We start from the raw sequence: 26,041 nt of genomic DNA, 5'->3' as shown, positions 1-26,041 counted from the left end.
AATCATCTTCTTTCTAATTGTTTTAGGGCTGCATCTAATTGAGCATAGAGGGCCGTTAGATCGCCATTATTGTCTAAGACCAGATCTGCATGGACTCTTTTTTCATCTAGCGGCATTTGAGACGCGATGCGTTCTTGGGCCTGCAGTTCTGATAAGTGGTTGCGTTCCATCAGGCGTTTGAGCTGGGTTTCTTTTGATACAGCTACCAACCAGACAGATTCAAACCACTCTTCATAGCCTTGTTCAATTAAGAGTGGAATATCCATAAAAAAGAGATCGGATTGTGCAGCTTGTCTATCTCTTACCTCTGCTAGAGCCTCACGAATAAGCCTGCCTTGGACGCGATTGGACCAGTCTCGTTCACTAGGGTCTGAAAAGATCCGCTGACCCAAAGCGACGCGATCCAACTCTCCTTCTTTGGTAAGGATCTCTCTACCAAAATGATCTACTAGGACACGGTAGAGGGCTCCTCCTGGTGCTTGCAAATCATGAACCACTTGATCAGCATCAATGACAGGATAGCCTTTTTCTCTCAAATAGGAGGTGACAGTGGACTTTCCTGAAGCAATCCCTCCTGTTAATCCGATGATTCTTGCCATCTAGTTCTCCTTTTGGCAGTGAGGGCAAAAATGGGTTCCACGTCCCCCCAGCTGAATTTTTTCAATCGGTGTTCCGCAGCGCAAACAAGGCTGGCCTGTTTTCCCATAGACCTGGTGTTCTTCCTGCATGGTGCCATCTTCTCCAAAAGCATTGCTGTAGGAGCGAATGGTAGAGCCACCCTTTTCAACAGCCTGAGCAAGCACGGCAATCGTTTCATTGCGGATTGCTTTGGCTTCTCTAGCAGTCAAGCTTTGACCCAAGCGGGCTGGATGAACCTTGGCTCGATAAAGGACCTCATCCACATAGATATTGCCCAGACCAGCCACTAATTTTTGGTCTAAAAGAGCTGATTTAATGGGTTTCTTTGATTTTTTAAGAGCTGCTTGGAAAGTTGGTGCTTTAAAATCCACTTCCGTCGGCTCTGGACCAATCTTTTTCGCCAAAAAATAGCTGTCGACAAGCTCAGGTATGAGGACTTCCATGGTCCCAAACTTGCGGACATCCTCATAGACCAGGGTGCTACCATCTGTAAAATGAAAGAAGACATGGGCGTGCTTGCGAAGAGGAACCTCGTCTGGATAAAAGAAATACTTGCCTTCCATCCGCAAATGCGAGATGAGGACCAGATCCGTCAGATAAAATAAAAGGTATTTCCCACGGCGCCCCATGGCCCGAATTTCTTGACCTGGAAGATCTTGTCGAAAAGCATCCAGATCCGTCTGAATCATCTTTGGATACTTTACTTCCACGGACTGGATGGTTTTTCCAAGAATTAATTTCTCAAGACCGCGTCGGACCGTCTCTACTTCTGGTAATTCAGGCATAGAACTCCTTTCAAAAACAAGAAGCAGGCCTTCTGCCCACCTCTTCTTAATATTCTTTTTCGTTGTATCCGAAATCGGCAAGATCCAATTTCTTATCCCGCCAATTTTTCTTGACTTTCACCCAGGTTTCTAGGAAGACCTTGTCCCCTAGCATGAGCTCGATATCCTTACGCGCAAGGGTACCGATCTTCTTGAGCATGGCGCCGCCTTTTCCGATGACAATGCCTTTTTGGCTATCGCGCTCGACCATGATGGTTGCACGGATATGAACCTTATCGGTTTCTTCATCCCGCTTCATAGAATCCACTACTACTGCCACAGAGTGGGGAATTTCTTCCCGCGTCAAATGCAAGACCTTTTCACGGATCATTTCAGAGACCAAGAAGCGCTCTGGGTGGTCAGTGATTTGGTCAGCAGGGAAATATTGAAAACCTTCTTCTAAGTTTTCACTTAAAATATCAATCAAACGCGAAACATTGTTTCCTTGAAGGGCTGAAATCGGCACGATTTCCTTGAACTCCATCTGACTACGGAAGTCATCGATTTGCGCCAAGAGTTGGTCAGGGTGCACCTTGTCGATCTTGTTGACCACCAGAATAACCGGCACCTTAGCAGCCTTGAGGCGCTCGATGATCATGTCATCGCCCTTCCCACGTGGCTCATCTGCTGGCACCATAAAGAGAACGGTATCCACTTCTCGAAGGGTACTATAGGCCGACTCCACCATGAAGTCTCCAAGCACTGTCTTGGGTTTGTGAATCCCTGGGGTATCGATAAAGACGATCTGTTCCTTATCCGTCGTATAAATCCCCATAATCTTATTGCGCGTTGTCTGCGCTTTGTCACTCATGATGGCGATCTTTTGCCCCATGACGTGGTTCAAAAAAGTTGACTTCCCAACATTGGGACGTCCTAAAATGGCTACAAAACCTGATTTAAATGTCATATTATCCTTTCACGAGGGCATACTCCCTCTTATCCAAATACCAAGGCCCAGAATTTGGGCACAAAAATCACCAGTCCTGTTAGTAGGGCAAAACCTGATACGACAAGGACTGCTCCAGCCGCCATGTCTTTGGCATTCTTTGCCAACATGGAGAAATGGTAGTTACTAGCTAAATCCACCACATTTTCAATGGCTGAATTCATAATCTCAAAAGCAATCACCAAGGTGATGCTGAGCAATAAAAAGAGCCATTCTGTCGCAGAAATCCTAAATACCAAACCAGCAAGAATTGCTACGAGGGCTGATAAGGCATGCTTACGCATATTGCGCTCTTCTTTGATCGAAGTAAAAATTCCTGTTATCGCAAACTCCAGGCTTGAAGTGAAGTCCCGATTTTTCCATTTTCGCTTATTGTCTTGTGAGTCCATAGGCTGTCAAAATCTCTTCCTGTAAGCCAAACATTTCCTTTTCTTCTTCCGGCGTATAGTGATCATAGCCATTGATGTGAAGAAAACCATGCACTGCTAAAAATCCCATTTCGCGCTCAAAGCTGTGGCCATATTCTTCGGCTTGCTCACGCGCCTTGTCAATTGAAATAAAGAGTTCCCCAATATAGGTATCGAATTCAGCCATCATCTCTGCCAATTCTGGATTTTCTGCAAGGTCTTCCTCGTCAAAAGAAATCTCCATCTCTGGCTTGTATTCTAAACTGATGACATCCGTCGGACGATCCGTATCACGGTATTCAAGATTTAGTTCATGACTGCGTTCATTGGTTACAAAAGTCACAGCCATTTCCTTGTCTTCTTTCCCAATTTTTTGAGCAGCAAATTCTAAAATTTCTTGCGTTTGTTTTAAGATTTCGTCAGAGACTTGACCAGTCTCATCTACCATTTCAATATACATCTGGATCACCTCACTATTATCACTTCATTATAGCATAAAACCAGCCTATATACTAGATACAGGCTGGTTTTCAATCTTTTTCTTTGCAGGACAATCTTACACCACTGTTTGCTGGATGGCATTCATCTGGGCATAGATCCCGCCTTGTGCGACCAGTTCCTCGTGTCTACCACGTTCCACAATGCGTCCTTCGGATAAAACTAAGATCTGATCCGCATCTTGGATAGTGGACAAGCGATGGGCAATGATAAAGGTGGTCCGGCCCTTTTGCAAGACTGCCATAGCCTGTTGGATGATTTCTTCTGTTTCCGTATCGATGTGAGAAGTTGCCTCATCCAAAATCAGAATTTGCGGATTCATATAGAGCGTCCGCGCAAAGGAAATCAATTGGCGCTCACCACTTGAAAAGGCGGATCCTTTTTCTACGACTGGATGGTCGATTCCCTTTTCAAGGCGCTCTACAAAGGACCAAGCCCCGACTTTTTTCAAGGCATCTTGGACCGCATCCCGATCAATGTGATCCTGATTCATGGCCACATTACTAGCAATGGTCCCCGTAAATAGATAAGGATCCTGCAGAACAATCCCCATGTGGCTTCGCAGGCTCTCACGAGAAACTTGGCGAATATCTTGACCATCGATCAAAATCGCCCCTTCTTGAGGATCATAAAAACGATAGAGCAGGTTCATAATCGAAGACTTACCCGATCCAGTATGGCCCACCAGAGCGATGGTTTGACCTGGACTAGCCTGAAAGGCAATATCCCGCAGAACTGGCTTGCCTTCTTCATAAGCAAATTGAACGTCGTCAAACACGACTTGAGCCTTTTCTATCTTCAGTTCCGATGCACCATCGGCCTCTAAGGTTTGGTCTAAGAAGGCAAGGACGCGGCTCCCCGTTTCTAAGGATCGCCGAATATTTGGGAATTGACGACTAAGATTGGCCATGAGATCAAATAGATTAATCACATAGTTAATATTGATAAATAAGAAACCAGCCGTCACACCGATATTACCCTCTAGGAAAGAAATCCCAGCGATAGTCAAAATGCCTGCAATCACTAAAAACTTGAGCAATTCCGTCAAGGTCCAAGAAGCAATGGAATCGGCTAAGAGGATTCGATCATTGGCTCCTAACATCTTCTGGGTAGTGGCTTCAAACTCCTCCACCACACCAGGCTCTTGATGATAGAGCTGGATCATACTAGCACCATGCAAAAGTTCATTGACCTGGGTATTGACCTCGCTTCTCGCATCAAAGAAATCCTTCATAGGCTGGTCCGTCATGACCTTGTAGAGATACTGAATCCCATAGAAAATCGGAAAGACCAAACACAAGAGAAGGCCCATCATAGGACTCAGGTAAAAGAGAATCCCTAGGATAAAGAGGAAACGCACCAAGTAGATGACTAAAATCATACAAGAGTTATAAAACTGGGTCCGCAAGGTCTCCGTATCATTGACAATTCTTGTCGCGATCTTCCCAGCCGGCTTATCATCAAAATAAGAAATAGGCAGTCCTTGCATGACTTGAAAGGCTTGGTCTCTCAGACTAGCGGTTACTTGATTACTTCCATGCAGTAAGATCCGATTCCCCATGTAGCTAATCAGCTGCCCCAGGCTCAAGACCAAGAGATAGAATCCTCCCATCTGAAGCAAGTCCCCTTGCCCGCCACCGTGGGTCAATGCAGTCAAAGGCCCATCGATCATCTTTTGGAGAAGAAAGGGTGACAATTCAGAAAAAATGGTGGCTAGTAAGAGGCAAATAAAGCCAGCAAGAAAGACAGTTGGATAAAGCGTGATCCTCGATAATAATCGTTTTAAAACTTTCATCTTATTCTCCTTCCTGTTTTTGTTGCCGTTGGTATTGTTCATAATACCAGCCCTCTAGAGCTAATAAATCACTAGCCCTGCCTTCTTCTACAATCTGCCCTTGATCCAAGACGATGATCCAATCCGCCTGATGAACAGCCGACAAGCGATGGGAAACAATGATGGTCGTCTTGTCTTTTCGTTCTTTTTGAATCGTGTCAATAATGGCCTGTTCAGTCTTCGCATCCACCGCCGAAAGGGAATCATCTAACAGCAAGAGCTCTGCATCTCTTAAGAAGGCACGCGCCAAAGAGATCCGTTGTTTTTGACCTCCTGATACAGAGACCCCTTTCTCACCGATCAGGGTGTCCATTCCATGAGACATCCGCTCGAGATCATCCGCAAAAGCAGCTTGGGCTACTGCTTCCACCAAGTCATCTTGGCTGGCTCCTTTTTTACCAAGCGCTATATTCTCACGGATAGACTTGGAGAATAAAATATGTTCTTGGGAAACATAGCCAATTTTTTCTTCGATGGAGTGTCGGTTGTAGTCCACGATCGGTTGCTGGTTGACCAAGAATTCTCCCTCACCAACTGGGTACTGCCGCAAGAATTGTCGAACTAGGGTAGTCTTTCCTGCACCGGTACGACCAACAATCCCAACCGTCTGTCCTTTCTGAATGGTCCAATCAATGCCTAACAGGCTCTTTCGCTCAGCACCGGGATAGCTGAAAGAATAGTCCTTAAACTGCACCAAATCAATCTGCTCTAAGTAATGAGAACCATCTGGCTCCAGATCATCCGTTTCATCAATCACTTCTTTTAATTTTTTATAGGACATTTGCCCTGTCTGGTAGACCAAGATAAGGTCCGCCATCATCCACATAGGCTCAATTAAAAAGACCAAATACAGCTGTAAAGCCAATAATTTCCCAAGACTCAATTGCCCGCTTGCCAGGGACTGGCCTCCAAATAGCAGGAGCAAGACTGTCGAGAATCCAATAAACAACAGGGCTAAAGGTCCAAAAGAATACTGGATAGAGGCAATTTTATCCCCCGTTTTGGAGAGACTGGCCGTTTTTTTCTGAAACTGTTTGACCTGCTGGTCCCGTCTACTATAGGCCCGCATGACTCGGATCCCTTCGATCGACTCCAAGACTTCATCGTTCAACTGAGCGACCGCTTCCCGGTTTTGCTCAACATACTCCTCCTGCTTTCTACTCAAAAAATAGGTAGAGACGACGAGGAAGATCATAGGAATAAAGGAAATCAAGGTTAATTGCCAAGAAATGAAAAACATGGTCGGAATAATAAAGGCAAACAAGCCACCGCCAAACAGGAGCACCATCATCCCGTAACCCGCCATATCAGCCATCCCATCCACATCTGTCGTAAAGCGCGTCAAGAGATCTCCTGAGCGGAATTTCTCAAAAAAGGGACGCCGCATGGCTACTAGCTTACGAAATGCTTGCTCCTGAAGGGTCGACTTAAAATGGACTGACGACTGAAAGAGTCGCAACTGCCAATAAAAAGCCGTTAGGTAATTGAGGATGGCTGATCCTACCAAGAGGACCATATCCCATACAAAGTTGGATTGCGTCAGCGTCCGCTGACTCAAATGATCCACTAAGCGCTGGATGACTTGCGTCGGGATCAATAAAGTGTAATCATAAAGAATCAGGACCATAGCGATCTTTATATATCGCCACTTGCGCTCCCTGATATACTCCCAAATAGCTCTAATCATATATTCTCCTTTTCAAAATGGCACAGAAAAAACCCAAGCAAGGAGCTGAGAGCAGTCTCAGTCCACACTTGGGCCTTCTGATGCCTATCACCAATTCAGTTAAGGCAGGTAAAAATGCATACAAAAAACCCAAGACAGACTCCTCCATCTTGGGTTCCATTTTTTGTTTACATCGAACTCAACTGAGATTGGAGAAGTTGTGTATTCAATTGTGTCATCAAAACATCTACTTTGTTCATGATGGTTTTCTCCTTTCTCTTTGTTGTTCTAACTTTACCACGGATTTCCTTGCTTGTCAACGTTTTTTTGAAAATTGTTGAAAAAACCGGACTTTTAAAGATGGACTCGCAAAAAAAGAAGCCTAGATCTTCTCTAAGCTTCTCTCTTCTGCTATGCTAGTTGCCGGGATTGAACCGGCGACCTCATCCTTACCATGGATGCGCTCTACCGACTGAGCTAAACCAGCAGTACTTATCTACTATATCATGGAGATAGGCCTTTTGTCAATATCCTGACTCATTTTTCTGACAAATATTCTTCCTTAGTGAGGACATAATGAACTCTCGTCACCATTCTCCCTTCTTCATGCAGGTCTAGCATCGCGTAGGGCTCCTCGTGAGAATATTTCATCCCTGATTTGGCCATCACCCGTCCAGAAGCTGGGTTGTCCTTATCATGAACAGCAATGAGCTTGTTCATCCCTAACTCTTCAAAAGCCAAGGCAATGACTGCCTTGGTAGCCTCTGTCGCAAGACCCTGGTTCCAATAGTCTTTATTCAGAACATAGCCGATACTCCCCTTCTTCAGACAAAGATCCAAATCCAGTAAATCAATCGTCCCGATAAATTTTCCATTCTCTTTGAGCTCGATCCCCCATCTTCCAAGTGGGCTCGCTAGGTAAAAGAGGGCAATATTATTACGCGTCTCTTCAAGACTTTGATTGGTTGAAAAGGTATAGCGCGTAACTGTCTCATCAGAAGCATACTCAAACATAGCTGGTGCATCATCAAGAGTGACCGGACGCAAGTGCAAACGCTCTGTCTCCACTTCACGATAAGCCGCTAACTTCACATATAAATTTTCCATTTGACTCTCCTTCTTTAGGGATTAGTTTAGCAAATAACATAAAGTAAGGCAAGCTCAAATTTTTCTTGCTTTTTAACCCACTTTTCTATACAATAAAATCAATCAAAACAATCAGATAAGGAGTGAAAAGGTCATTGAGTCAAGAGAGCCATCTCACACCAATGGCCTTTTTACACCTAAATCTGAGCAAGGAGAAAATAATGCTTATTGGAATTCCTAAAGAAATTAAAAACAACGAAAATCGGGTCGGTTTGACACCTGCAGGCGTACAAAGCTTGGTGAAGAAAGGTCATCACGTTTTGGTGGAAACAAATGCTGGACTTGGTTCTGGCTTTGCGGATGAAGATTACACGAAGCAAGGGGCAACCATTGTTGCGACTGCTACAGAAGCTTGGGCCGCTGAGATGGTGGTCAAAGTCAAAGAACCCCTCGCTGAAGAATATGGCTTCCTTCGCGAAGACCTCTTGCTCTTCACTTACTTGCATATGGCCGCTGCACCAGAATTAGCGGACGCTATGGTCGCAGCTAAAACAACTGGGGTGGCCTACGAAACCGTTCGTGACTTAGATGGACAGTTGCCACTCTTGGTGCCAATGAGTGAGGTTGCTGGACGTATGGCCGTGCAAATCGGTGCTCACTTCCTGACCAAACAAGAAGGTGGATCAGGAGTCCTCCTAGGTGGGGTGCCAGGTGTTCCCAAAGGAAAAGTTACCATCATCGGAGGCGGGGTCGTTGGAACCCACGCAGCTCGTATCGCCCTTGGACTCGGTGCCCAAGTGACCATCTTAGATATCAGTGCTAAACGTTTGGCTGTTCTGGAAGATGTCTTTGGTCACCAAATCCAAACCCTTATGTCCAATCCATTTAACATTGAAGCCAGCGTCCGTGATGCCGATGTTGTCATCGGAGCTGTCTTGATTCCTGGTGCTAAAGCTCCTAAATTAGTGACAGACGATATGGTTAAACAAATGCGTCCCGGTTCAGTCATCGTCGATGTGGCCGTTGACCAAGGTGGTGTTATCGAAACAGCAGACCGTGTCACAACGCATACGGAACCAGTTTACGAAAAACATGGCGTGCTCCACTATGCCGTTGCCAATATCCCAGGGGCTGTCGCACGTACCTCTACTATCGCCCTTACCAATGTGACCCTTCCTTATGTTGAATCCCTAGCTGACAATGGCTTCCACAAGGCAATTGCCCTCGACGAAGGCTTGCGCCAAGGTGTCACTACTTACCAAGGCCATATCACAAGCCAACCTGTTGCTACTGGTTTAGAGCGCGACTTCACACCAATTGATGAATTGGTTTAAACTATCATATATTTAAAGAATTATCATCGAAAAACATTAGCAACTTATTTTTCATATGAACTAATTAAAACTGTTTTGGAAAAAACAAGTTGTTTTGAGTTTTTTAAATCATTTTCAGAGTCTTTCCGCCGTGAGAAAAGTGCTTGAAACAATTTAGTTTCAAGCACTCGGAATAATTGAGACCTTAGGCTCTATTATTAGTCATGGAACTTCGTAGAAGTTCGCTGACGTCCGTTCTCACCAAAGGAAAGGCTAGGAGATGATTTCATCGTCAATTTAAGGCAAAGATCCGATGATCTTTGCCTTTTCTTTTATTCATCTTCCACATCCGATTCTTCTTTGAGGACCGGATTCGGAATAGGCTCGTAGGCCCGGATAATTTCTGCTACTACTGGATGGCGAACGACATCCTTAGCAGAGAAATGCACAAAGTCAATTTGAGAAATGTTCTTCAATTTCTCCTGAGCATCAATCAAGCCGGATTTGACATTTCGAGGAAGGTCAATCTGGCTAGTATCTCCATTGACAATCATCTTAGAGTTAAAACCAAGACGGGTCAAAAACATCTTCATCTGCATGATGGTGGTGTTTTGCGCTTCATCGAGGATGACAAAGGCATCGTCCAAGGTCCGCCCCCGCATATAAGCCAAAGGCGCTATCTCGATAATCTCCCGCTCCATCATCCGAGTGGTTTGGTCTTTCCCTAAAATCTGGTAAAGAGCATCATAGACCGGTCGTAGATAAGGGTCCACTTTTTCTTTGAGATCCCCTGGTAGGAAACCAAGGCTCTCTCCAGCTTCAACAGCAGGACGCGTCAAAATGATCCGCTTGACTTGACCACGCTTGAGGGCAGTCACAGCCAAGGTCACTGCTAGGAAGGTTTTCCCAGTCCCCGCTGGTCCAATCCCAAAAGTGACATCATGGTTCTTGACACTATCGACATAGATCTTTTGACCAAGCGTTTTAACTCGAATGGGCTTGCCGTAACTATCCTTGATAATCTCTTCTTCATAGAGAGCGATGAACTTATCCAATTCACCATTTCTCACCATGGTAATGGCGGTCACCACATCCGGCGTTCCAATGGTCATGCCACGGTTGACGAGGACCAAAAGAGCCTGGATGACTTGACGAACCTGCTCGCAGCTTTCTTCTTCCCCAATGATTTGGACGATTTCTGTCCGGGCGTGAATAGTTACCCCAAATTCTTGCTCCATCAAACGAAGATGGCGTTCGTTAGATCCAAACAAATGAAAGAGATCGTCTGGATGCGTTAATGTAATTTCAACTGAATGTTCTTGCAAATAAAGAACCTCTCTACCTGTATTTTTCTATTATTATAACAAAGAGGCCGAGAAAAAACCATCCTCGACCTATCCTTCTCTAGTGGGCTTGGTATTCTTCCCAAATCGCATCAAAATCGCCAAGATTAAAGGAAAAGCTCGCATGCTCTTCTAGATAGCGACTGACCTCGTCAAAGTCATCTGTATGCTTGGGAAAAGCAGACTCGTGAAAAGCAAGATCTGCTAGAATGGCCTTAGGAGCATTGCTTTTAGGATTACGCTCCGTCATCAACCAAGTATAAAACGATTTTCGCATAAGCCTCCTCTTAGATTAACTCTGTTCCAAACTGGTCCTGCTTGATTTTTTTGGCCTTCATCAAGCCACCCAAGGCCTTTTTGAACTGGCCTTTTGAAATCCCAAAAGTTGCCTTGATCTCTTCTGGAGATGATTTATCATTCAAGGTCATAAAGCCACCATTGGCTTCCAAATAGGTCAAAATCATTTGGGCATCGTTTTCCAACATCTCAAAGGAGCGTGGCTTCAAAGATAGGTTCAAGGTCCGGTCCACCTCACGAAAACCAATAACGCGAGCATTTAAGACCTCTCCCAAACGAGGTTCTGCATAGCGCTCACTTGGGTGGATAAAGCCCAGCATATTATTCTCTGGAAGGTAAACAAAGGTCCCAGACAATTTCAAGCGGTAGACAATGGCTGGCCAGTTTTGGTTTTGCATATTGTTGTAGGCTGGACGAGCCAAACGCTGGAAATCTTCCTGGTAGGCTAAGATCCCCCAAATCCGATCTTTCTTATCGACTTCTAAACGAATATAGAGACGATCGCCCTTTTTAGGCCATAGATCTTTGATCTCCGGTAGGATATCTAGTGAGACAACAATCTGCTTATCTGGAAGCCCTGTATCCACGAAGACTCCCAAATCCTTGCGCACTTCCGTGACCGTTCCCCAGCCAAAGCTTTCTTGAGTTGCAGTGACTTCAAGTGTCGTGAGTCGTAGTTTTTGCTTCATATCTGTATAGGCAAAGCCCTTGACACTTTCTCCGACTTGGTGTGGGCCTTCTGCTTTATCAAGCGCGTAGGTTTGGCCATCTTTTTGAACAAAATAGAAGTGATCATTTTCATCAATGACCATTCCCATGATGTAGCTTGCTAGATTCGTATTCATGTTTCCTTCTTTCCTCTTGCCTCTTCACAAGAATAATGGAAATAAAACCCAGCCAGCAGTGCCAACTGAGTCTATCTTTCCTGTAATGGTTGGGATGGATTAAACTTCCATCAATTCTTTTTCTTTGTGAGCTGTCATTTCATCTACATGCTTAACAGCGTCATCCGTAACTTTTTGAATCTCTTTTTCAAGACCTTTCAATTCATCTTCTGTGATTTCTTTTGCTTTTTCTTGTTTCTTCGCTTCATCCATAGCATCACGACGAATGTTACGGATCGCTACTTTAGCATTTTCACCCACTTTTTTCACTTCTTTTGCTAAGTCACGACGAGTTTCTTCTGTCAAAGCTGGGATAACCAAGCGGATAACAGATCCATCGTTGGCTGGAGTGATGCCAAGGTCAGAAGCATTGATGCTGTGCTCGATGTCTTTCAAAGATGATTTATCAAATGGAGTGATCAACAAGACACGCGCTTCTGGAATGGTGATAGATGCCAATTGGTTCAATGGTGTCTCTACTCCGTAGTATTCTACGAAAATACGATCCAAAAGACTTGCATTTGCACGTCCAGCACGGATGCTACCAAATTCACGTCCCAAACTTTGGTGAGACTGAGTCATTCTTTCTTTTGCTTTTTCTACGATTGGGTTTGCCATAATTTTCCTCTATTTTCTATTATTTTTCTACGTTATTTGATACAGTTGTACCGATATTTTCACCAAAGACAACGCGTTTGATATTGCCTGGTTCATTCATATTAAAGACAACCAAGTCAATGTCGTTGTCCATGGAGAGAGTGGAGGCTGTTGAGTCCATGATGCGAAGACCTTTGTTGATGACATCACGGTGGGTCAATTCCTCAAATTTCACAGCTGAAGCATCTTTTTTCGGGTCGGCATTGTAAACACCATCCACCCCATTTTTGGCCATAAGAATGGCATCTGCTTCAATTTCAGCTGCACGAAGGGCTGCGGTCGTATCTGTTGAGAAGTAAGGAGAACCAATCCCGGCACCAAAGATCACGATCCGATCTTTTTCAAGGTGACGAAGGGCACGACCACGGATATAAGGTTCTGCGACTTGTTGCATGGCAATCGCTGTTTGAACACGGGTATCCACACCAACTTGTTGAAGCGAATCTGCCATCACAAGAGCATTCATGACAGTTCCGAGCATCCCTGTGTAGTCTGCTTGGACACGATCCATCCCTGCTTCAGCAGCAGGTTCTCCACGCCAAAGATTTCCACCTCCGATAACCAAGGCAATTTCAATTCCAAGTTCGTGAACTTCCTTGATTTCTTGAGCCATTTTTTGGACAGTTTTGATATCGATTCCGACACCACGTTCGCCGGCAAGGGCTTCACCAGATAGCTTGATTAAGATACGTTTATACTTAGGTTCTACCATTTTCTCTCTCCTTTTTTGATCTGTATTATTTTACCATAAATTACGTTTTTTATATAGTCATATCCATCAAAATTTTTTATTTTCAAAAAGCTGTCTAACAAGGAAAAATCCCAGTCCGAGGACTAGGATTTACCATTAGACTTTTTTCTTTTCGCGACGGGCAATCCATGGCAAAATAATGCCTAATGCAATCAAGACAAGCGGAGTCAAGATATTGGTCAATAGAGAGAATTGCCAAGCGACTGGGTCCACCTTAAAGTCCACTTTTGGCACCATCCCTAAAATACAGGCAAAGGCCGTGAACAGGAAGCACCAAGCTCCAATAATAAAGCCTAGTTTTGGACTCTTGGTCATCTTGTATTCTGCATCTTTGTACTTCTTCCAAGCACGATTGAGCATGATATAGGCAAAGAAGACCCAGAGGTAACGCATTGGCATCACAACAGAATTCAGGTTGGTCATCCATTTTACTAACCCATCGATTTCTTGAATCCCAAAGAGGGGAACGACGATAAGAAGACTGACCAAAATCCCTGTCAGGAGGTAACCATTGGTCAAGACGCCTTTCTTGCTACGTTTGCGAAGCCAAGAAGGAATATATTCATCGTCTGCATTATGGAGCAAGATTTGAAGCGGAGCATCAATCGAAAAGGCCAGGGCTGCGATTTGTCCAATCATGTCTGTCAAAGCATAGATAATCACTAAGACATTCCCAACTCCCCAGTGTTTTCCAAGAATTTGGAAAGCTTGGAAGGCTCCATTTCGCATCAAATCTTCTGGAATATGTCCACTGTCAAAGAGCATCCCCATAGCCAAGGAACCAAGAATGGCAGAAAGTCCAACCATGATTGCCATGACAATCATTCCTTTCGGAAATTCACGCGCAGGATTACGGGTTTGGTTGACATAAGGAGAGATCTTCTCAGCTCCACCTACCGCAAAGACTAAGAGAGAAATGGTAGTAAAATAAGAGAAGTCAAAGTTTGGAATATAGGTGCTCACCTGATCCATATGTTGGGTCGCAAATTGCATACCCGGATTGATGAAAGGAACTCCAACTGCTAATAAGACAAAAAGGAAGGACATGATCAGCATGGCACTACCAGCCAAACCACCAATGACTTTCAAGGTCATCAAACCTTTGGTAGAGAGATAGAGAAAAATTCCAAAAATAATCAAGCAAAGGATAACCACCCATTGGATGCTTAAGCCACTCACAAATTTGTCATTCCCTTGAAGAACCCAACCTAGAGAAATCAGAATTCGCTGAGGTTTTTGAGCTAAATAGGGAATATGTACAACCCAGTAGGTCCAGGCCGCAAAATAGGCGAGACGTTTTGTAGATGTCTTTTCAACCCACTCACTGACACCACCCCCACTTTCTTTAAAGGTTGAGCCCAATTGGCCAACGATCAAAGCATAGGGAATGAAATAAATTGCCAAGATCAGGATCCAGGAAACAATAACAGAAATGCCTTGGGTCGAATAGTTATTCACGACATTTCCCAATCCCCACACCATATTAAAAGCAATGAGTGAGACCATGAGCCAATTTAATTGGTTGTGATCTTTCTTCATAATAGATCTCCTTATTTTTTGATAGATCTAGTATATCATTTTACTTTTGATTTGTAAGCGTTTTCTCTAACATTTGTTGAAATTTTTTAAAAGAAAAAAGCTACCCGAAGGTAGCTTTTTCATTTCAATTAAAGTGAGTTAACGTCCACTTTGATACCAGGACCTTGAGTTGTAGTCAAAGTCAAGCTAGTTACATAAGTACCCTTAGCTGTAGCTGGTTTTGCTTTTTGGATTGTGTCGTTGAAAGCTTTAAAGTTTTCAACCAATTTAGTATCATCGAATGAAACTTTACCGATGATCGCTTGAACGATACCTGCTTTATCAGCACGGTAAGTGATTTTACCACCTTTAGACTCTTCAACTGCTTTCGCAACATCCATTGTTACTGTACCAGTTTTAGGGTTTGGCATCAAGTTACGTGGTCCAAGGACACGTCCAAGACGTCCAACAAGAGCCATCATGTCAGGTGTAGCGATAACTACGTCGAAGTCCAACCAACCATCGTTGATTTTCGCAACAAGGTCATCTTCACCTACGAAGTCTGCACCAGCAGCTTTTGCTTCTTCAGCTTTTGCACCACGTGCAAATACAAGAACGCGAGCAGTTTTACCAGTTCCGTTTGGCAATACCATTGCACCACGGATTTGTTGGTCAGCTTTTTTCACGTCGATGTTCAAGTTGTATGCAACTTCTACAGTTGCGTCAAATTTTGCAAAGTTAGTTTCTTTTGCAAGAGCTACAGCTTCTTCTACGCTGTAGACTTTTGTGCTGTCGATTTTTTCAAGAGCAGCACGAAGTTGTTTGCTTTTTTTAGCCATTTTATCTTTCTCCTTGTAATGTGGTCATATCGATTTTCATCTCCCACGTCACTCGTCATTTGATCAAGTGTATTGCGGGCAAATAGGATTGTTACAATTAGTCAGTAACAGTGAATCCCATAGAACGAGCAGTACCTTCGATCATACGCATTGCAGACTCAATGTTTGCAGCGTTCAAATCTGGCATCTTAGTTTCAGCAATTTCTTGTACTTGTGCACGAGTAACTGTTGCAACTTTCGTTTTGTTCGGTGTACCTGATCCTTTTTCAACACCTGCAGCTTTTTTCAAAAGAACAGCAGCTGGTGGTGTTTTTGTAACGAAATCAAATGATTTATCTTCATAAACAGTGATCACAACTGGGATGATCATACCAGCTTGGTCAGCCGTACGAGCGTTAAACTCTTTAGTGAATCCCATGATATTGATACCTGCTTGACCAAGTGCTGGTCCAACCGGTGGAGCTGGAGTAGCTTTACCAGCAGGGATTTGCAATTTTACAAGTTTTTCGACTTTTTTAGCCATTTCTTAAATCCTCCTTTGTGGTTTTGGCGGTAATTACAGATTTTTACCTCCCACAAGTATGCTTTGTGCATACCTTTCTATTATACACGATTTCTCTTTTTTTGCAAGAAAAAATTAAAATATAGTAAACTTTTTTTTCGTTTTATGATAGAATGAAGCTATGTTAATCAAAGTTGCTTCTGTATTATTTATTTTTTTAACGCTGATTCTGAGTGGTATCATTGTTCACCTCTTTAAGCTTCAAAAAAGAGGATGGCGATCCACCGATATTGCCTTTCCTTTATTTGCCCTAGAGTACTACCTGATCTCAGACAGCGCCTTTTATCACAGCCTCTTACCGCTGCTAGCTTTAAGCCTTTCGCTTTTAGCCTTGGGGCTAACGATTTATTTCTTAAAAAAGAAAAAGAGTTTTTATTATCCGAAATTTATCAAATACTTCTGGCGTGCGGGATTTCTAGTCACCTTCTTGCTCTATCTGATCCTAACCGCTAGTTTATTTATCTAATGCCAAAAAGAGGCTAGGACAAAAGTCCTAGCCTCTTTTTGTTGTCGAGCAAGACGCAGTGGTTGAGTGGGCTCTACTACGCTGATTTCATCAGCTTTTACAGCCCTACTCAACTGTGCGGAGGTGGGACGACGAAATCGAATTCTAACGAATTACCGATTTCTGTCCCACTCACTTTCTTTTATTTCTTCCGATGAAAGAACCAACCCACTAACTTCTTGAAGAGTTGAATCAAGATGAGAGCGAGAACCGCCATGATGGCGCAGATAAGCAGCGTTTGAAGCCTCAAGGGGCTCATGTTAAAGAATTTCCCTAGGATACTACTTGAAACCAGAAAAGCTAGGATATTTCCTAGGAGAACCAGTCTCTTGTAGTGATTGAGAGGCTGGGATTCTTGGTAGATGATGGTAAAACCGACGAAGGCCATCAAGCAGATGGCTGCACTCGAGAGCTCTTCAGAACTCATGCCAAATGTTGAAGAGAGCAATACCAGACTGAAGATCAGTATAAAATCCGTCAAGGCAGCAGGTAGCGCATTTTTAAAGACCGTTTCAATAAAGCGTCCTTTGATGCGCTCGCTATTGGGCTCAAGCGCTAGGAAGAATCCTGGAATCCCAATTGTAAAACCACTGATCAAAGACATCTGCGACGGCATGATCGGATAGGTAAAGGCTAAGAGCGTCACTGAGATAGCCAACAAAATGGAGAAGATATTCTTGATCAAAAAGAGACTAGCTGATCGCTGAATGTTATTGACCACCCGACGACCTTCTGCCACGATAGACGGCATCTTCCCAAAGTCAGAATCCAGTAAGACCACTTGCGCCATCTTTTTGGTCGCATCATTTCCAGATTCCATCGCAATACTACAATCCGCTGTTTTTAAGGCTAAAATATCGTTGACGCCATCTCCTGTCATAGCGACCTTGTGTCCTTTTGCCTGCAAGCCTTCTACAAGGCTTTTCTTTTGCTCTGGGGTCACCCGACCAAAGACTGTATACTGGCTCGCCGCTTGGTGCAAGTCTTCTTCCGTCTGCAAGGTTCTGGCATCAATCAGGTCTTCTGCTCCTTCAATGCCTGCTTTTTGTGCAATAGCAGAGACAGTAGCTGGGTTGTCTCCTGAAATAACCTTGATGCTCACTCCTTGTTTCTTAAAGTAAGCAAAGGTTTCTTTGGCATTTTTTCTCAAAGGATTGGAGAGAATAATCCAGGCTACCAAATCTACAGGAGCCTCTAACGTCTCTCTAAGGTCTTCTCCTCTATATTTTCCAAAGGCCAAGACCCGATGGCCTGCCTGCGTAGCAGGGGCGATCTCTTTTTCAAGCTCAGAGAAGTCTTCTCTTAAGACAAATTCTGGTGCGCCTAATACATAGATCCCAGTTTCAAAGGCAATGGCCCCATACTTTTTCTTGGACGTAAAGGGCAGTATTTCAAGAGTCTTCCAAGGCCGGCTAACTGGTGTCTTGTGAAATTTTCGGATCGCATCCATGGTGTCATTTTGATCCATACTAGCCTTGACATACTGAGCTAGAGCTTCCAAGTCTTGAGCGTCTTTAGCTGGACGAATCTCTGTCACTTCCATACCAGGCTCTGTAATGGTCCCTGTCTTATCGACACAAAGGACATCCACGCGCGATAAGGTCTCAATCCCCTTCATGCTATTGAGCAGAACCTTTTCCTTGGCCAATCTGACAGCACCAAGAGCCAGTGCCAAGGTCATCAAGAGGTACAAACCTTCTGGAATCATCCCGATCAAGGCTCCGACTGTTGAAGTCACACTGAGCTTTAGGCTATCGCCTAGGCTGATATAGCTACGAAGAAAAAGGAGCGAGCCTAGAGGAATGATAAGGAGACCAATGATCCCTACGATGCGGTTAACTGCATGAACCATATCAGACTCCTCATGGGACTTGACCTGCTTGGCTTCCAAGCTCAATTGGTTGATGTAGGAGTCATTCCCCACTTTTTCCAATCGTGCCAGTCCTTGACCAGCAATCACAAAGCTACCTGACATGAGCGCATCTTGCGCTCCTTTTTTGACCTCATCAGCTTCACCTGTCAATTGCGACTCATCGACTTTTAGCTCGCCCTCCAGCAAGACCCCATCCGCATAGATCTGGTCTCCAGCTTGAAAGCGAACGAGATCACCCTCCACCAGCTGATCGATAGGTAGAGCGACTTCTTTACCTTCACGAAGAGCGATCGCCTCACTCATGTGTAGAAATTGCATCTGACGCAAGATCCGTCTAGAGCGGACTTCCTGTACAATACCAACTAAGGAGTTAACCACGACAATCGGGACAAACAAGAGGTTGTTCCAAGACTTCACTGCTACCAGCAAAATAGCCAAAATCAAAAATATCAGATTAAAGTAGGTAAAGACATTGTCTCGAATGATCTGTCCTAGGCTTTTTTCTGTCTTGATTGTGACCTTATTTTGCTTGCCCTCTTGGATCTTTTTTGCTACTTCTTCCTGACTGAGTCCTTCTAATCTATCCATTGCGTTCCTCACTCATGTATTTCCAAAGGCAGTCCTTCTGGATCAAAGAAAAATGCCATTTTCTTACCATCAAAGTCATCATAGCGAAGGCCTGTATTCTCAATACCTAGCTGATCCAATCTAGCTAGATACGCCTCGACATCTTCCACTTTAAAGGCTAGATGACGCAGTCCCGCATGCTCGGGCAAGGGAAGCTTAGGCCGTTCTGGGGCCGTCGGTTTGATAAAGAGTTCTAACGTCAGCTGGCCCTGACGGAGATTGATCAAGATATCTCCGCGTTCAGGACGGTCATATTCACTGACAATCGCAAAGCCCAACTGGTCCACATAGAAATGCAACATGGCATCGCGATCCCGTCCAATGATAGCAATATGATGAATCATGTCTAACTTCATCTGGTCCTACTTTCTATTTCCTATAAAAAGAAAAGGGAGTGGGACAAGCGCCCTTTTTCCCTATCCTTATGATTGTTGCAATACTTTCCGAGGCTTGGTTCCTTCAGCAGGTCCAATCACACCGGCTGCTTCCAACTCTTCCATGAGGCGAGTCGCTCGGTTAAAGCCAACGGATAAGCGGCGCTGAATCATCGAAGCACTGGCTTTTTGAGTTTCAACCACGAGCGCCTTGGCCTCTTCAAAGAGAGGATCGCCTTCATCAGAGCCACCCATGCCTCCGTCAAAGTCCGATTCCGACACTTCGCCTGGATCAAAGGCATCATCATAATCGGCTTCTGCCTGCTCCTTGATAAAGTTGACAATCCGCTCGACATCGTCATCTGAGATAAAGGATCCTTGCAGACGAATCGGGTGGTTTTCATCGATCGGTTTAAAGAGCATGTCTCCGCGACCGAGCAATTTCTCCGCTCCATTTTCATCCAAGATGGTCCGTGAGTCGGTCCCAGATGATACCGCAAAAGCGACACGGGAAGGCACATTGGCCTTGATCAAACCTGAGATAACGTCAACCGATGGCCGTTGAGTCGCAAGAATCATGTGGATCCCAGCCGCACGCGCCTTTTGTCCCAGGCGAATAATGGCATCTTCCACTTCTTTACTTGCGACCATCATCAAGTCTGCCAACTCATCGACAATGACCACGATCAATGGAAGTGGTACTTGCTTCATCTCAGACTGGGCATTGTACTCCGCAACCTTGGCATTAAAGCCAGCAATATTCCGAGCGCCCACTTTCGAGAAGAGCTCATAGCGATTTTCCATCTCATCGACAACCTTTTGTAGGGCTCGACTGGCCTTGCGTGGGTTGGTCACCACTGGAATCAAGAGGTGAGGAATATCATTATAGACAGAAAGCTCCACCATCTTTGGATCGACCATCATAAATTTGACTTCGTCCGGACGGGCCTTCATCAAGATACTCGAAATAATCCCATTAACCGCAACCGATTTACCAGATCCGGTAGAACCCGCTACCAAGAGATGGGGCATCCGAGCCAAATCAAAGGTCCGAGCTGAACCATCTACAGCCTTCCCAAGAGGAATCTCAAGGAGTTTAGCGGGGTCTGTTTTGGACTGCTCCCACAATTCACGGAAGGAAACGGTCGCAATCTCTGAGTTGGGCACTTCAATCCCGACCAGAGACTTCCCTGGAATCGGCGCTTCGATCCGCACATCCTTGGCTGCTAGGGCCAAAGCCAAATCATCTGCTAGGTTGGAGATACGGTTGACCCGTACACCGACAGCTGGCTTGACTTCATATTTGGTAACAGAAGGACCGATCTCCGCTCGCTCCACTGTCGCCTTGATGTTAAAGCTTGCAAAGGTTTCTTCCAGAATGCGGATATTCTGGCGAACGATGTTTTTCTCTTTGGATTGATTTTTGGGCTTATCAGGCGCAAAGAGATCAATCGTTGGGAGTTTGTACTGAAGGAGTTCCTTAGGCGTGAAGTCCACTTGAACTTCTTCCCCATCGTCCTCGAATTCTTCGGCTACCGGAAGCTCTTCATATTCTTCAGGCTCTTCCGGCCATTCTTCATCTGGCAGGTAGATTTCTGGCCTTGCTGGTGCAACAATCTCAGCTTCTGGGAAGGGCTCTGTAAAGGGCTCTTCCGCCAACACTTCTCCTGTTTCAGGATCTACAGGGTGCCCTTCCATAGAAAGGGGAGTTGGAAGAGCAGCTCTTGCTTCTTCTTGCTCTCTATCAGCTGCAGCAGCTTCCTCGGCAGCTCTCGCTTCTTTTTCAAGGAATTTCTGTTCGCGACGCTCTTTGCGTTTTTCCATAGAAGCATGGAAGACTTCGGACCCCTTTTCAAACAAATCATAGATGGAGTAAGGGCTCATCAAGAGGATCCCCAACCCGATAAAGAGAAGACCGATAAAATAAGAGCCAATATTTGAAAAAAGGAAGGAAATCGGAGCATAAAGAAGGGCACCGATCATACCACCACCAGCAAAACTCTCCACCCGCAGATGAATCAAGTCTGCCATGATCCTTGAAAAGGTAACCTTGATCCCATTATTGTCTAAATGAAGCGAAGATACAAAGAAGGCCTGAAACATCAAAAGAACCCCAGCAAAGAAACTTAGGAATCCTGAAATCACCCCTTCGTGTTTGTCCAGCCATTTAAAGGCATAGAGGTAGAAAAAGGTCGCTAAAATAGCCAAGTAAGCCAAACTCCCAACAAAGAGTCGGATCAAGTTGTAGGCCAAGACCCCTACTGCCCCCAATTTCAAGGACGCAAAAATTAAGACCAGACTAATCAGAATGGTCGCAATCATGCGATGAATTGCTTTTTTTCTTTCTAATTCTGCTTTGGACAGTCGTCTTGTCGACCGTGTTTTTTTTGATTGATTATTGTTTGCCATAACCTTTATTATATCACATTTCCAAGCTAGTTCTCTAGTAAAATCACTTCCTCAATTTTGCGGCATAAAGCAAAAAAACAGCACCGATTGGGCACTGTTTTTATAAGTTTTCTTAAGCTAAAACTTTGTTAAAATATCATATTTTTCTTTGTATTGTTCGTAGTACAAAAATAGGTAGTAACCCCCTACTATTTCTAAAAAGAAGACATAAAGAGCAACAGCCATAATAGCGGGGCAGAATGGCGTTAAGATAGCATCAATGCTCCCTCTTACATTTGTATTGTTTGAACGATCAAACAATACAAAACCCGCTGTAACTCCACTTCCTCCCAAGATCAATAATTGATCTGTCATTTTTTCTGTTGCTAGGGCAGCCAAGGAAGCATAGGGTTTTCTTTCTTCAACCGCAGCCTTTATCTTTTTAGGAACCTTCCTAAAGAGATATATCACAACAACTATCGTTAATCCAGCTGATAAAAAACCGAGAAGTTTTCTGCAAAAAATCCCAATTAATACAAATCCTAATTCCATAAATAGTAATAGAAGGTACATATAACAATAAGTGAGATATTTCAAGATCATTTTTTTCTTTCGAAATTTAAACGAATAGAAAATGTAGACCAAATAAAATAAAAGTAGAACAAACAAAAGAGGTAAATTTAACCATTGATAGGCAACATCCCCATCTCCATCTAATCTTATTCCCTTAAAGACTGCTGGAAGAAGGATATAAAGTAGATAGACTATTGCAGAAAATAAAGGCATACCAATAAATCTTTTCCAATTTCCCTTATCGTTAAAGCGGCTAATAATGGTCTCATTTACGAAGGATTGACTTTCTTCAAATGAGTAAGTAAAAAGTTTCATATTTCTCCATTTTAGATTCAATCTTTCACTAACTAGTCCTGACTACCACTCGTAGGCACTTCAATCTCAGGCACATCGATTACATTATTGACTTGGATATTATCTTGTTGATCCTTTAGATTTGTCTGCTGGACTTGTGGTTTGAATGACGAAGTAAATCCTACTCCAATCACCAAGAGACTCGCTCCAAGGACGCAAAGTCTTTTGACATGCCAAGCCGTCGGCAAGGGAATCTTTGCTCGAATCCCTGATTTCTTGACCCAATCCGGATGGTCTCGCATGATACGATTTGCTGCCATCAGAGGCATCAGGTAGCCAAAGAGCGCAATGACAGTTGTCAACCCAATCACCCGAAAACGATTCTGATTAGACGGAGAAACATGGTTCACTTCCATCAAGACCATTCCCACAATCACTAAAATAATGACCAGTAATAAGCCCAAAGATCTCCATAGACCTTCCCTGCGGTAACATTTCAATTCATCAAACGACATCTCGTTAAAATTCTTATTCATTTTTTAATAACTCCTTGTGTTTTTTCAGGTAATTCTTCCCATACCACTCTTCCAGTGATTTTCCTTCGAACTCTCGATATTCTTCTGAATACTTATTTCGGTAGTAGCCGTAAAGTGAATAGGGTAACAGCATCACTACTACCATACCCAAAGTGATAAGATTTCCAAAAAATACCATTCCTATAAATGATATGGTTCCTAAAAAATCAGCTTTCACTTCCCCAACTTGGGGGAAAAGAAATTTTAGAGCTAACCAACCTACTATAATTATCCCACCTAGTCCAGTAATGACTTCTATAAACTTTTTCTGTCTAGCAGTTGCACTAGGATCCTGCACTCCATAAAGACGAGTTTTTAGTGATTTTATTCTAGATTGGATAATCATAAACAATATGATTCCGGTAGGAACATAGAATAAAACCAACCCCAAAATCGTAAGGTATCTACCTATGAAGGTGATAAAAAACAAATTCAGAACAAGCACCATCCAAATCAGAAATAGATTCGAATTCAAGATACTAGTATAAGGAATCTTTGCATCATATTTTCTACGCAGATTTTTTCTACAAACAAGAAACCATAAAAACCAACACAAGAAAAACAGCCAAAGTGGATAGAAATTGATCCCCCAGGTATCAAATGGTGCTTCTGGATCAGGGTGATGGATTTGCGTCTCCATTAATGCAGAAAATCCAAACATGAATAGTATCCCCAAAAATGAAAATAGTTTCCTTGCAATACTAAATGGCTTTGTGTAGATTTTTCGACTATTTGTGTCCTTAACCATATAATCGATAAAGCCATCATGACGTAGACGACGGCTTTCATAAAAATTGGCTTTAAAGATTGATTTCTTCATTCTTATCTTCCAATAACTCCCTGTGTTTGTTCAAGTATTGTTTCCCATACCACTCTTCCAGCGATTTCCCTTCGAACTCGCGATATTCCTCTGAATATTTATTTCGATAATAACCATATAGTGAATGGGGTAAAAACAATACAAATAATGCCCCTATCATGATGACGTTAAAAACAAAAGAGATACCAATAATAGATAATGTCCCCCAAAAATCAGTTCGAATTTCTCCAATCCTTGGGAAACAGAGTTTCAGGATCATCCATCCTGCTACGATTCCGCCACCTACCAATGTAACAAAATCTATTAACTTTCTCTGTCTGATCGTCATACTGCTATCTTGTACTCCGTAGAGACGAGTTTTTATCGACATAATTCTGACTCGTATGACAAAAAATAGAATTATGAGGGTTAATAAATAGAATAAGATTAACCCAATAACTGTTAGAAATTTTCCTAAAATACTAATAAAAAACAAGTTATAAGCTAGCACCATCCAAAAAATATATAAATTCGCATTTAAAGTTGTAATATACGAAAGATTGGCAGGATACTTTTTCCATAGATTGATTTTACAAGCGATAAACCATAAAAACCAACATAAGAAAAATAGCCAGAGTGGATAGAAATTTATTCCCCAGGTTTCAACTGGTGCATCTGGATTCGGATCTTTCATTAGTGATTCTATGAATATTGAGAATCCAAACATCATCAATGCACCTAGAGAAGAAAATATGATTCTAGTTAAACTAAAGAATTTGGTATATATGCTACGACGATTCGCTTCTCGAACCATATAATCGATAAAGCCATCATGACGTAGACGACGGCTTTCATAAAAATTGGCTTTAAAGATGATTTCTTCATTCTTATTTTGTTTCTCTCCTTCACCAAAACCAGCTCTAGACTTGCCCCTTACCATCTTCTTTCGAGATGAGTCCACTCTTCAAACTCTTGATAGGTCTCTAATACCTTGGTTTGCTTCTCTCCGTCATTACTTTCATTTGTTCCAATCACTTCTAATTTATCTTGACCAAGTGGCGCAAACCAATGTCTGAGCATTTGGTAGGATTCTTCAACTGATATTTTTTTCTTCCGAAATGCCACTACCATTTTATCTTCTTTATTAGCCTTTCCTAACTGAATAAACTTAGGGTAGTCCTTTTCAAAGTTAATACAGTCACAATACGGATAAGAGAAGATAAAGAAATCACTATCGTTATAAACATTGCTATTATTGATGGCTTCTCCAAGTGATGAAGAATTATAACTAGTAGGATAATTTGTTCTGAAGAGTTCTTCTGTCGTTTCACCCACTATTTTGTTGGTAGTCAAGTCCATTTTAACAGTGATTTTGTTCTTTTTTTCATAATGTTGGAGTTTTAATAACAAATATTCCTTCCCATCTTCGAGTATGATGGTACCTTGATTTTTTAAATAAAAGTTTTTATCGTAATTCTTAACAACTTGGTAGAGATCAACCTTCTCAGGTTTTTTATCTAGGTGATCTAGATCATAAACAATCGCATGCCAAGTCCACCCTTTTTTGGGTTCTTCATCTATTCCTTCGTTACTTGCATACCGTGTTTTTAAAACTAAATAACGATCACCAATTGATGCCCATCCACTAAAAGTAATGAAATTTTTAGATGCTCGAAAGGAGATAACTCGTTTCTCTTTATCAAGATAGTGCAATTCTTTGATCGATCCCGCATCATACCGTTCCCATTTTACTTTCTGTTCACTTTTTTGAACTTTTATATTTTTCTTATAGACAATCATAGAGATAGATAGAATCGATATTAGAAGTAAAACTACAATTTTCCATTTTTTCATCTTCTTGCTCCACCTTTTTGATAAGTAATGACTAACGTTTTGCCTTTTCTAAAGAAGCTACTCATATAATTTTTTATACGTTCATTTTCCAATAAAACAACTTACCTCCCATCAT

Annotated in this window: 25 protein-coding genes, 1 tRNA gene and 1 pseudogene; 2 read left to right on the top strand and 25 right to left on the bottom strand. The window is 43.0% G+C overall.

Features of this window, described 5'->3' with window-relative positions:
• Positions 1-2: 2 nt before the first annotated feature.
• The 9 genes from coaE to QM870_RS03975 form a co-directional block, all read right to left on the bottom strand.
• Positions 3-599 carry a dephospho-CoA kinase gene (gene coaE / locus QM870_RS04015; RefSeq protein WP_342977171.1) on the bottom strand — a complete coding sequence of 199 codons (597 nt, stop codon included), beginning with the start codon at positions 597-599 and terminating at the stop codon, positions 3-5.
• Positions 600-1,424, bottom strand: coding sequence for a DNA-formamidopyrimidine glycosylase (gene mutM / locus QM870_RS04010; RefSeq protein WP_414368712.1), 825 nt, complete (start codon positions 1,422-1,424; stop codon positions 600-602).
• Positions 1,425-1,470: 46 nt separating this feature from the next.
• Positions 1,471-2,370 carry a GTPase Era gene (era, locus tag QM870_RS04005; protein ID WP_414368710.1) on the bottom strand — a complete coding sequence of 300 codons (900 nt, stop codon included), beginning with the start codon at positions 2,368-2,370 and terminating at the stop codon, positions 1,471-1,473.
• Positions 2,371-2,399: 29 nt separating this feature from the next.
• On the bottom strand, positions 2,400-2,798 hold the full coding sequence (locus tag QM870_RS04000; RefSeq protein WP_003005463.1) for a diacylglycerol kinase family protein: 399 nt from the start codon (positions 2,796-2,798) through the stop codon (positions 2,400-2,402).
• Positions 2,779-3,276 (bottom strand): rRNA maturation RNase YbeY, encoded by a 498-nt coding sequence (gene ybeY, locus QM870_RS03995; protein ID WP_003005431.1) that lies wholly within the window; start codon positions 3,274-3,276, stop codon positions 2,779-2,781. The genes QM870_RS04000 and ybeY overlap by 20 nt, the downstream gene beginning before the upstream one ends.
• Before the next feature lie 96 nt (positions 3,277-3,372).
• Complete coding sequence (gene tetB(46), locus QM870_RS03990) at positions 3,373-5,109, bottom strand: tetracycline efflux ABC transporter Tet(46) subunit B (RefSeq protein ID WP_414368708.1); 1,737 nt, start codon at positions 5,107-5,109, stop codon at positions 3,373-3,375.
• Between the two features lies 1 nt (position 5,110).
• Positions 5,111-6,835, bottom strand: coding sequence for a tetracycline efflux ABC transporter Tet(46) subunit A (gene tetA(46), locus QM870_RS03985; RefSeq protein WP_414368706.1), 1,725 nt, complete (start codon positions 6,833-6,835; stop codon positions 5,111-5,113).
• 393 nt (positions 6,836-7,228) lie between these two features.
• A tRNA-Thr gene (locus QM870_RS03980) sits at positions 7,229-7,301 on the bottom strand.
• Between the two features lie 50 nt (positions 7,302-7,351).
• A complete protein-coding gene (locus QM870_RS03975) occupies positions 7,352-7,921 on the bottom strand; it encodes a GNAT family N-acetyltransferase (RefSeq protein ID WP_414368704.1) in 570 nt (189 codons plus the stop codon).
• A 200-nt stretch (positions 7,922-8,121) separates the two neighbouring features.
• On the opposite strand from QM870_RS03975, the gene ald reads away from it, so the two are divergent.
• On the top strand, positions 8,122-9,234 hold the full coding sequence (gene ald / locus QM870_RS03970) for an alanine dehydrogenase (protein ID WP_031576411.1): 1,113 nt from the start codon (positions 8,122-8,124) through the stop codon (positions 9,232-9,234).
• A 311-nt stretch (positions 9,235-9,545) separates the two neighbouring features.
• Here ald and QM870_RS03965 read toward each other — a convergent pair whose 3' ends face one another.
• From QM870_RS03965 to rplK, 8 genes are all read right to left on the bottom strand, one after another.
• Complete coding sequence (locus QM870_RS03965; RefSeq protein WP_414368702.1) at positions 9,546-10,538, bottom strand: PhoH family protein; 993 nt, start codon at positions 10,536-10,538, stop codon at positions 9,546-9,548.
• A 79-nt stretch (positions 10,539-10,617) separates the two neighbouring features.
• A complete protein-coding gene (locus QM870_RS03960) occupies positions 10,618-10,833 on the bottom strand; it encodes a YozE family protein (protein ID WP_003005127.1) in 216 nt (71 codons plus the stop codon).
• Positions 10,834-10,843: 10 nt separating this feature from the next.
• Positions 10,844-11,698: an RNA-binding virulence regulatory protein CvfB gene (gene cvfB / locus QM870_RS03955; protein WP_003005366.1), complete on the bottom strand. Its 855-nt coding sequence runs from the start codon at positions 11,696-11,698 to the stop codon at positions 10,844-10,846.
• 99 nt (positions 11,699-11,797) lie between these two features.
• Positions 11,798-12,355: a ribosome recycling factor gene (gene frr, locus QM870_RS03950; RefSeq protein ID WP_003005165.1), complete on the bottom strand. Its 558-nt coding sequence runs from the start codon at positions 12,353-12,355 to the stop codon at positions 11,798-11,800.
• Positions 12,356-12,374: 19 nt separating this feature from the next.
• A complete protein-coding gene (pyrH, locus tag QM870_RS03945) occupies positions 12,375-13,106 on the bottom strand; it encodes a UMP kinase (protein WP_009731451.1) in 732 nt (243 codons plus the stop codon).
• Between the two features lie 135 nt (positions 13,107-13,241).
• Entirely contained in the window at positions 13,242-14,684 is a 1,443-nt protein-coding gene (locus QM870_RS03940; RefSeq protein WP_070665446.1) for an APC family permease, read from the bottom strand.
• Between the two features lie 128 nt (positions 14,685-14,812).
• Complete coding sequence (gene rplA, locus QM870_RS03935; protein ID WP_003005355.1) at positions 14,813-15,502, bottom strand: 50S ribosomal protein L1; 690 nt, start codon at positions 15,500-15,502, stop codon at positions 14,813-14,815.
• A gap of 97 nt (positions 15,503-15,599) precedes the next feature.
• On the bottom strand, positions 15,600-16,025 hold the full coding sequence (gene rplK / locus QM870_RS03930) for a 50S ribosomal protein L11 (protein ID WP_006595850.1): 426 nt from the start codon (positions 16,023-16,025) through the stop codon (positions 15,600-15,602).
• Positions 16,026-16,185: 160 nt separating this feature from the next.
• On the opposite strand from rplK, the gene QM870_RS03925 reads away from it, so the two are divergent.
• Complete coding sequence (locus QM870_RS03925) at positions 16,186-16,530, top strand: DUF3397 family protein (RefSeq protein ID WP_013903943.1); 345 nt, start codon at positions 16,186-16,188, stop codon at positions 16,528-16,530.
• A 181-nt stretch (positions 16,531-16,711) separates the two neighbouring features.
• Here QM870_RS03925 and QM870_RS03920 read toward each other — a convergent pair whose 3' ends face one another.
• From QM870_RS03920 to QM870_RS03885, 8 genes and pseudogenes are all read right to left on the bottom strand, one after another.
• Positions 16,712-19,030: an HAD-IC family P-type ATPase gene (locus QM870_RS03920; RefSeq protein WP_155170027.1), complete on the bottom strand. Its 2,319-nt coding sequence runs from the start codon at positions 19,028-19,030 to the stop codon at positions 16,712-16,714.
• 8 nt (positions 19,031-19,038) lie between these two features.
• Positions 19,039-19,425: an SMU1112c/YaeR family gloxylase I-like metalloprotein gene (gene gloA2, locus QM870_RS03915; RefSeq protein WP_070665448.1), complete on the bottom strand. Its 387-nt coding sequence runs from the start codon at positions 19,423-19,425 to the stop codon at positions 19,039-19,041.
• Positions 19,426-19,491: 66 nt separating this feature from the next.
• A pseudogene (locus tag QM870_RS03910) lies at positions 19,492-21,150 on the bottom strand (DNA translocase FtsK); the annotation flags it as partial.
• 819 nt (positions 21,151-21,969) lie between these two features.
• Positions 21,970-22,719: a hypothetical protein gene (locus tag QM870_RS03905; RefSeq protein ID WP_414368699.1), complete on the bottom strand. Its 750-nt coding sequence runs from the start codon at positions 22,717-22,719 to the stop codon at positions 21,970-21,972.
• A gap of 32 nt (positions 22,720-22,751) precedes the next feature.
• Positions 22,752-23,234 carry a hypothetical protein gene (locus QM870_RS03900; protein ID WP_414368697.1) on the bottom strand — a complete coding sequence of 161 codons (483 nt, stop codon included), beginning with the start codon at positions 23,232-23,234 and terminating at the stop codon, positions 22,752-22,754.
• Entirely contained in the window at positions 23,227-24,093 is an 867-nt protein-coding gene (locus QM870_RS03895; protein ID WP_414368695.1) for a hypothetical protein, read from the bottom strand. The genes QM870_RS03900 and QM870_RS03895 overlap by 8 nt, the downstream gene beginning before the upstream one ends.
• Positions 24,074-25,012, bottom strand: a complete 939-nt coding sequence (locus tag QM870_RS03890; protein WP_414368693.1) for a hypothetical protein — start codon at positions 25,010-25,012, stop codon at positions 24,074-24,076. Before QM870_RS03890 ends, QM870_RS03895 begins: the two co-directional genes overlap by 20 nt.
• Positions 25,006-25,926, bottom strand: coding sequence for a hypothetical protein (locus tag QM870_RS03885; protein ID WP_414368691.1), 921 nt, complete (start codon positions 25,924-25,926; stop codon positions 25,006-25,008). The genes QM870_RS03890 and QM870_RS03885 overlap by 7 nt, the downstream gene beginning before the upstream one ends.
• Between the last annotated feature and the right edge of the window lie 115 nt (positions 25,927-26,041).

The sequence above is a fragment of the Streptococcus parasanguinis genome (genome assembly GCF_047463195.1).
Classification (GTDB): domain Bacteria; phylum Bacillota; class Bacilli; order Lactobacillales; family Streptococcaceae; genus Streptococcus; species Streptococcus parasanguinis_R.
This window is presented reverse-complemented; position numbering and strand designations above follow the sequence as displayed.

Coding starts and splice junctions, on each gene's coding strand:
- coaE (WP_342977171.1), bottom strand. CDS start 599: ATGGCAAGAATCATCGGATTAACAGGAGGGATTGCTTCAGGAAAGTCC.
- mutM (WP_414368712.1), bottom strand. CDS start 1,424: ATGCCTGAATTACCAGAAGTAGAGACGGTCCGACGCGGTCTTGAGAAA.
- era (WP_414368710.1), bottom strand. CDS start 2,370: ATGACATTTAAATCAGGTTTTGTAGCCATTTTAGGACGTCCCAATGTT.
- QM870_RS04000 (WP_003005463.1), bottom strand. CDS start 2,798: ATGGACTCACAAGACAATAAGCGAAAATGGAAAAATCGGGACTTCACT.
- ybeY (WP_003005431.1), bottom strand. CDS start 3,276: ATGTATATTGAAATGGTAGATGAGACTGGTCAAGTCTCTGACGAAATC.
- QM870_RS03975 (WP_414368704.1), bottom strand. CDS start 7,921: ATGGAAAATTTATATGTGAAGTTAGCGGCTTATCGTGAAGTGGAGACA.
- ald (WP_031576411.1), top strand. CDS start 8,122: ATGCTTATTGGAATTCCTAAAGAAATTAAAAACAACGAAAATCGGGTC.
- QM870_RS03960 (WP_003005127.1), bottom strand. CDS start 10,833: ATGCGAAAATCGTTTTATACTTGGTTGATGACGGAGCGTAATCCTAAA.
- cvfB (WP_003005366.1), bottom strand. CDS start 11,698: ATGAATACGAATCTAGCAAGCTACATCATGGGAATGGTCATTGATGAA.
- frr (WP_003005165.1), bottom strand. CDS start 12,355: ATGGCAAACCCAATCGTAGAAAAAGCAAAAGAAAGAATGACTCAGTCT.
- pyrH (WP_009731451.1), bottom strand. CDS start 13,106: ATGGTAGAACCTAAGTATAAACGTATCTTAATCAAGCTATCTGGTGAA.
- QM870_RS03940 (WP_070665446.1), bottom strand. CDS start 14,684: ATGAAGAAAGATCACAACCAATTAAATTGGCTCATGGTCTCACTCATT.
- rplA (WP_003005355.1), bottom strand. CDS start 15,502: ATGGCTAAAAAAAGCAAACAACTTCGTGCTGCTCTTGAAAAAATCGAC.
- rplK (WP_006595850.1), bottom strand. CDS start 16,025: ATGGCTAAAAAAGTCGAAAAACTTGTAAAATTGCAAATCCCTGCTGGT.
- QM870_RS03925 (WP_013903943.1), top strand. CDS start 16,186: ATGTTAATCAAAGTTGCTTCTGTATTATTTATTTTTTTAACGCTGATT.
- QM870_RS03920 (WP_155170027.1), bottom strand. CDS start 19,030: ATGGATAGATTAGAAGGACTCAGTCAGGAAGAAGTAGCAAAAAAGATC.
- gloA2 (WP_070665448.1), bottom strand. CDS start 19,425: ATGAAGTTAGACATGATTCATCATATTGCTATCATTGGACGGGATCGC.
- QM870_RS03905 (WP_414368699.1), bottom strand. CDS start 22,719: ATGAAACTTTTTACTTACTCATTTGAAGAAAGTCAATCCTTCGTAAAT.
- QM870_RS03900 (WP_414368697.1), bottom strand. CDS start 23,234: ATGAATAAGAATTTTAACGAGATGTCGTTTGATGAATTGAAATGTTAC.
- QM870_RS03895 (WP_414368695.1), bottom strand. CDS start 24,093: ATGAAGAAATCAATCTTTAAAGCCAATTTTTATGAAAGCCGTCGTCTA.
- QM870_RS03890 (WP_414368693.1), bottom strand. CDS start 25,012: ATGGTAAGGGGCAAGTCTAGAGCTGGTTTTGGTGAAGGAGAGAAACAA.
- QM870_RS03885 (WP_414368691.1), bottom strand. CDS start 25,926: ATGAAAAAATGGAAAATTGTAGTTTTACTTCTAATATCGATTCTATCT.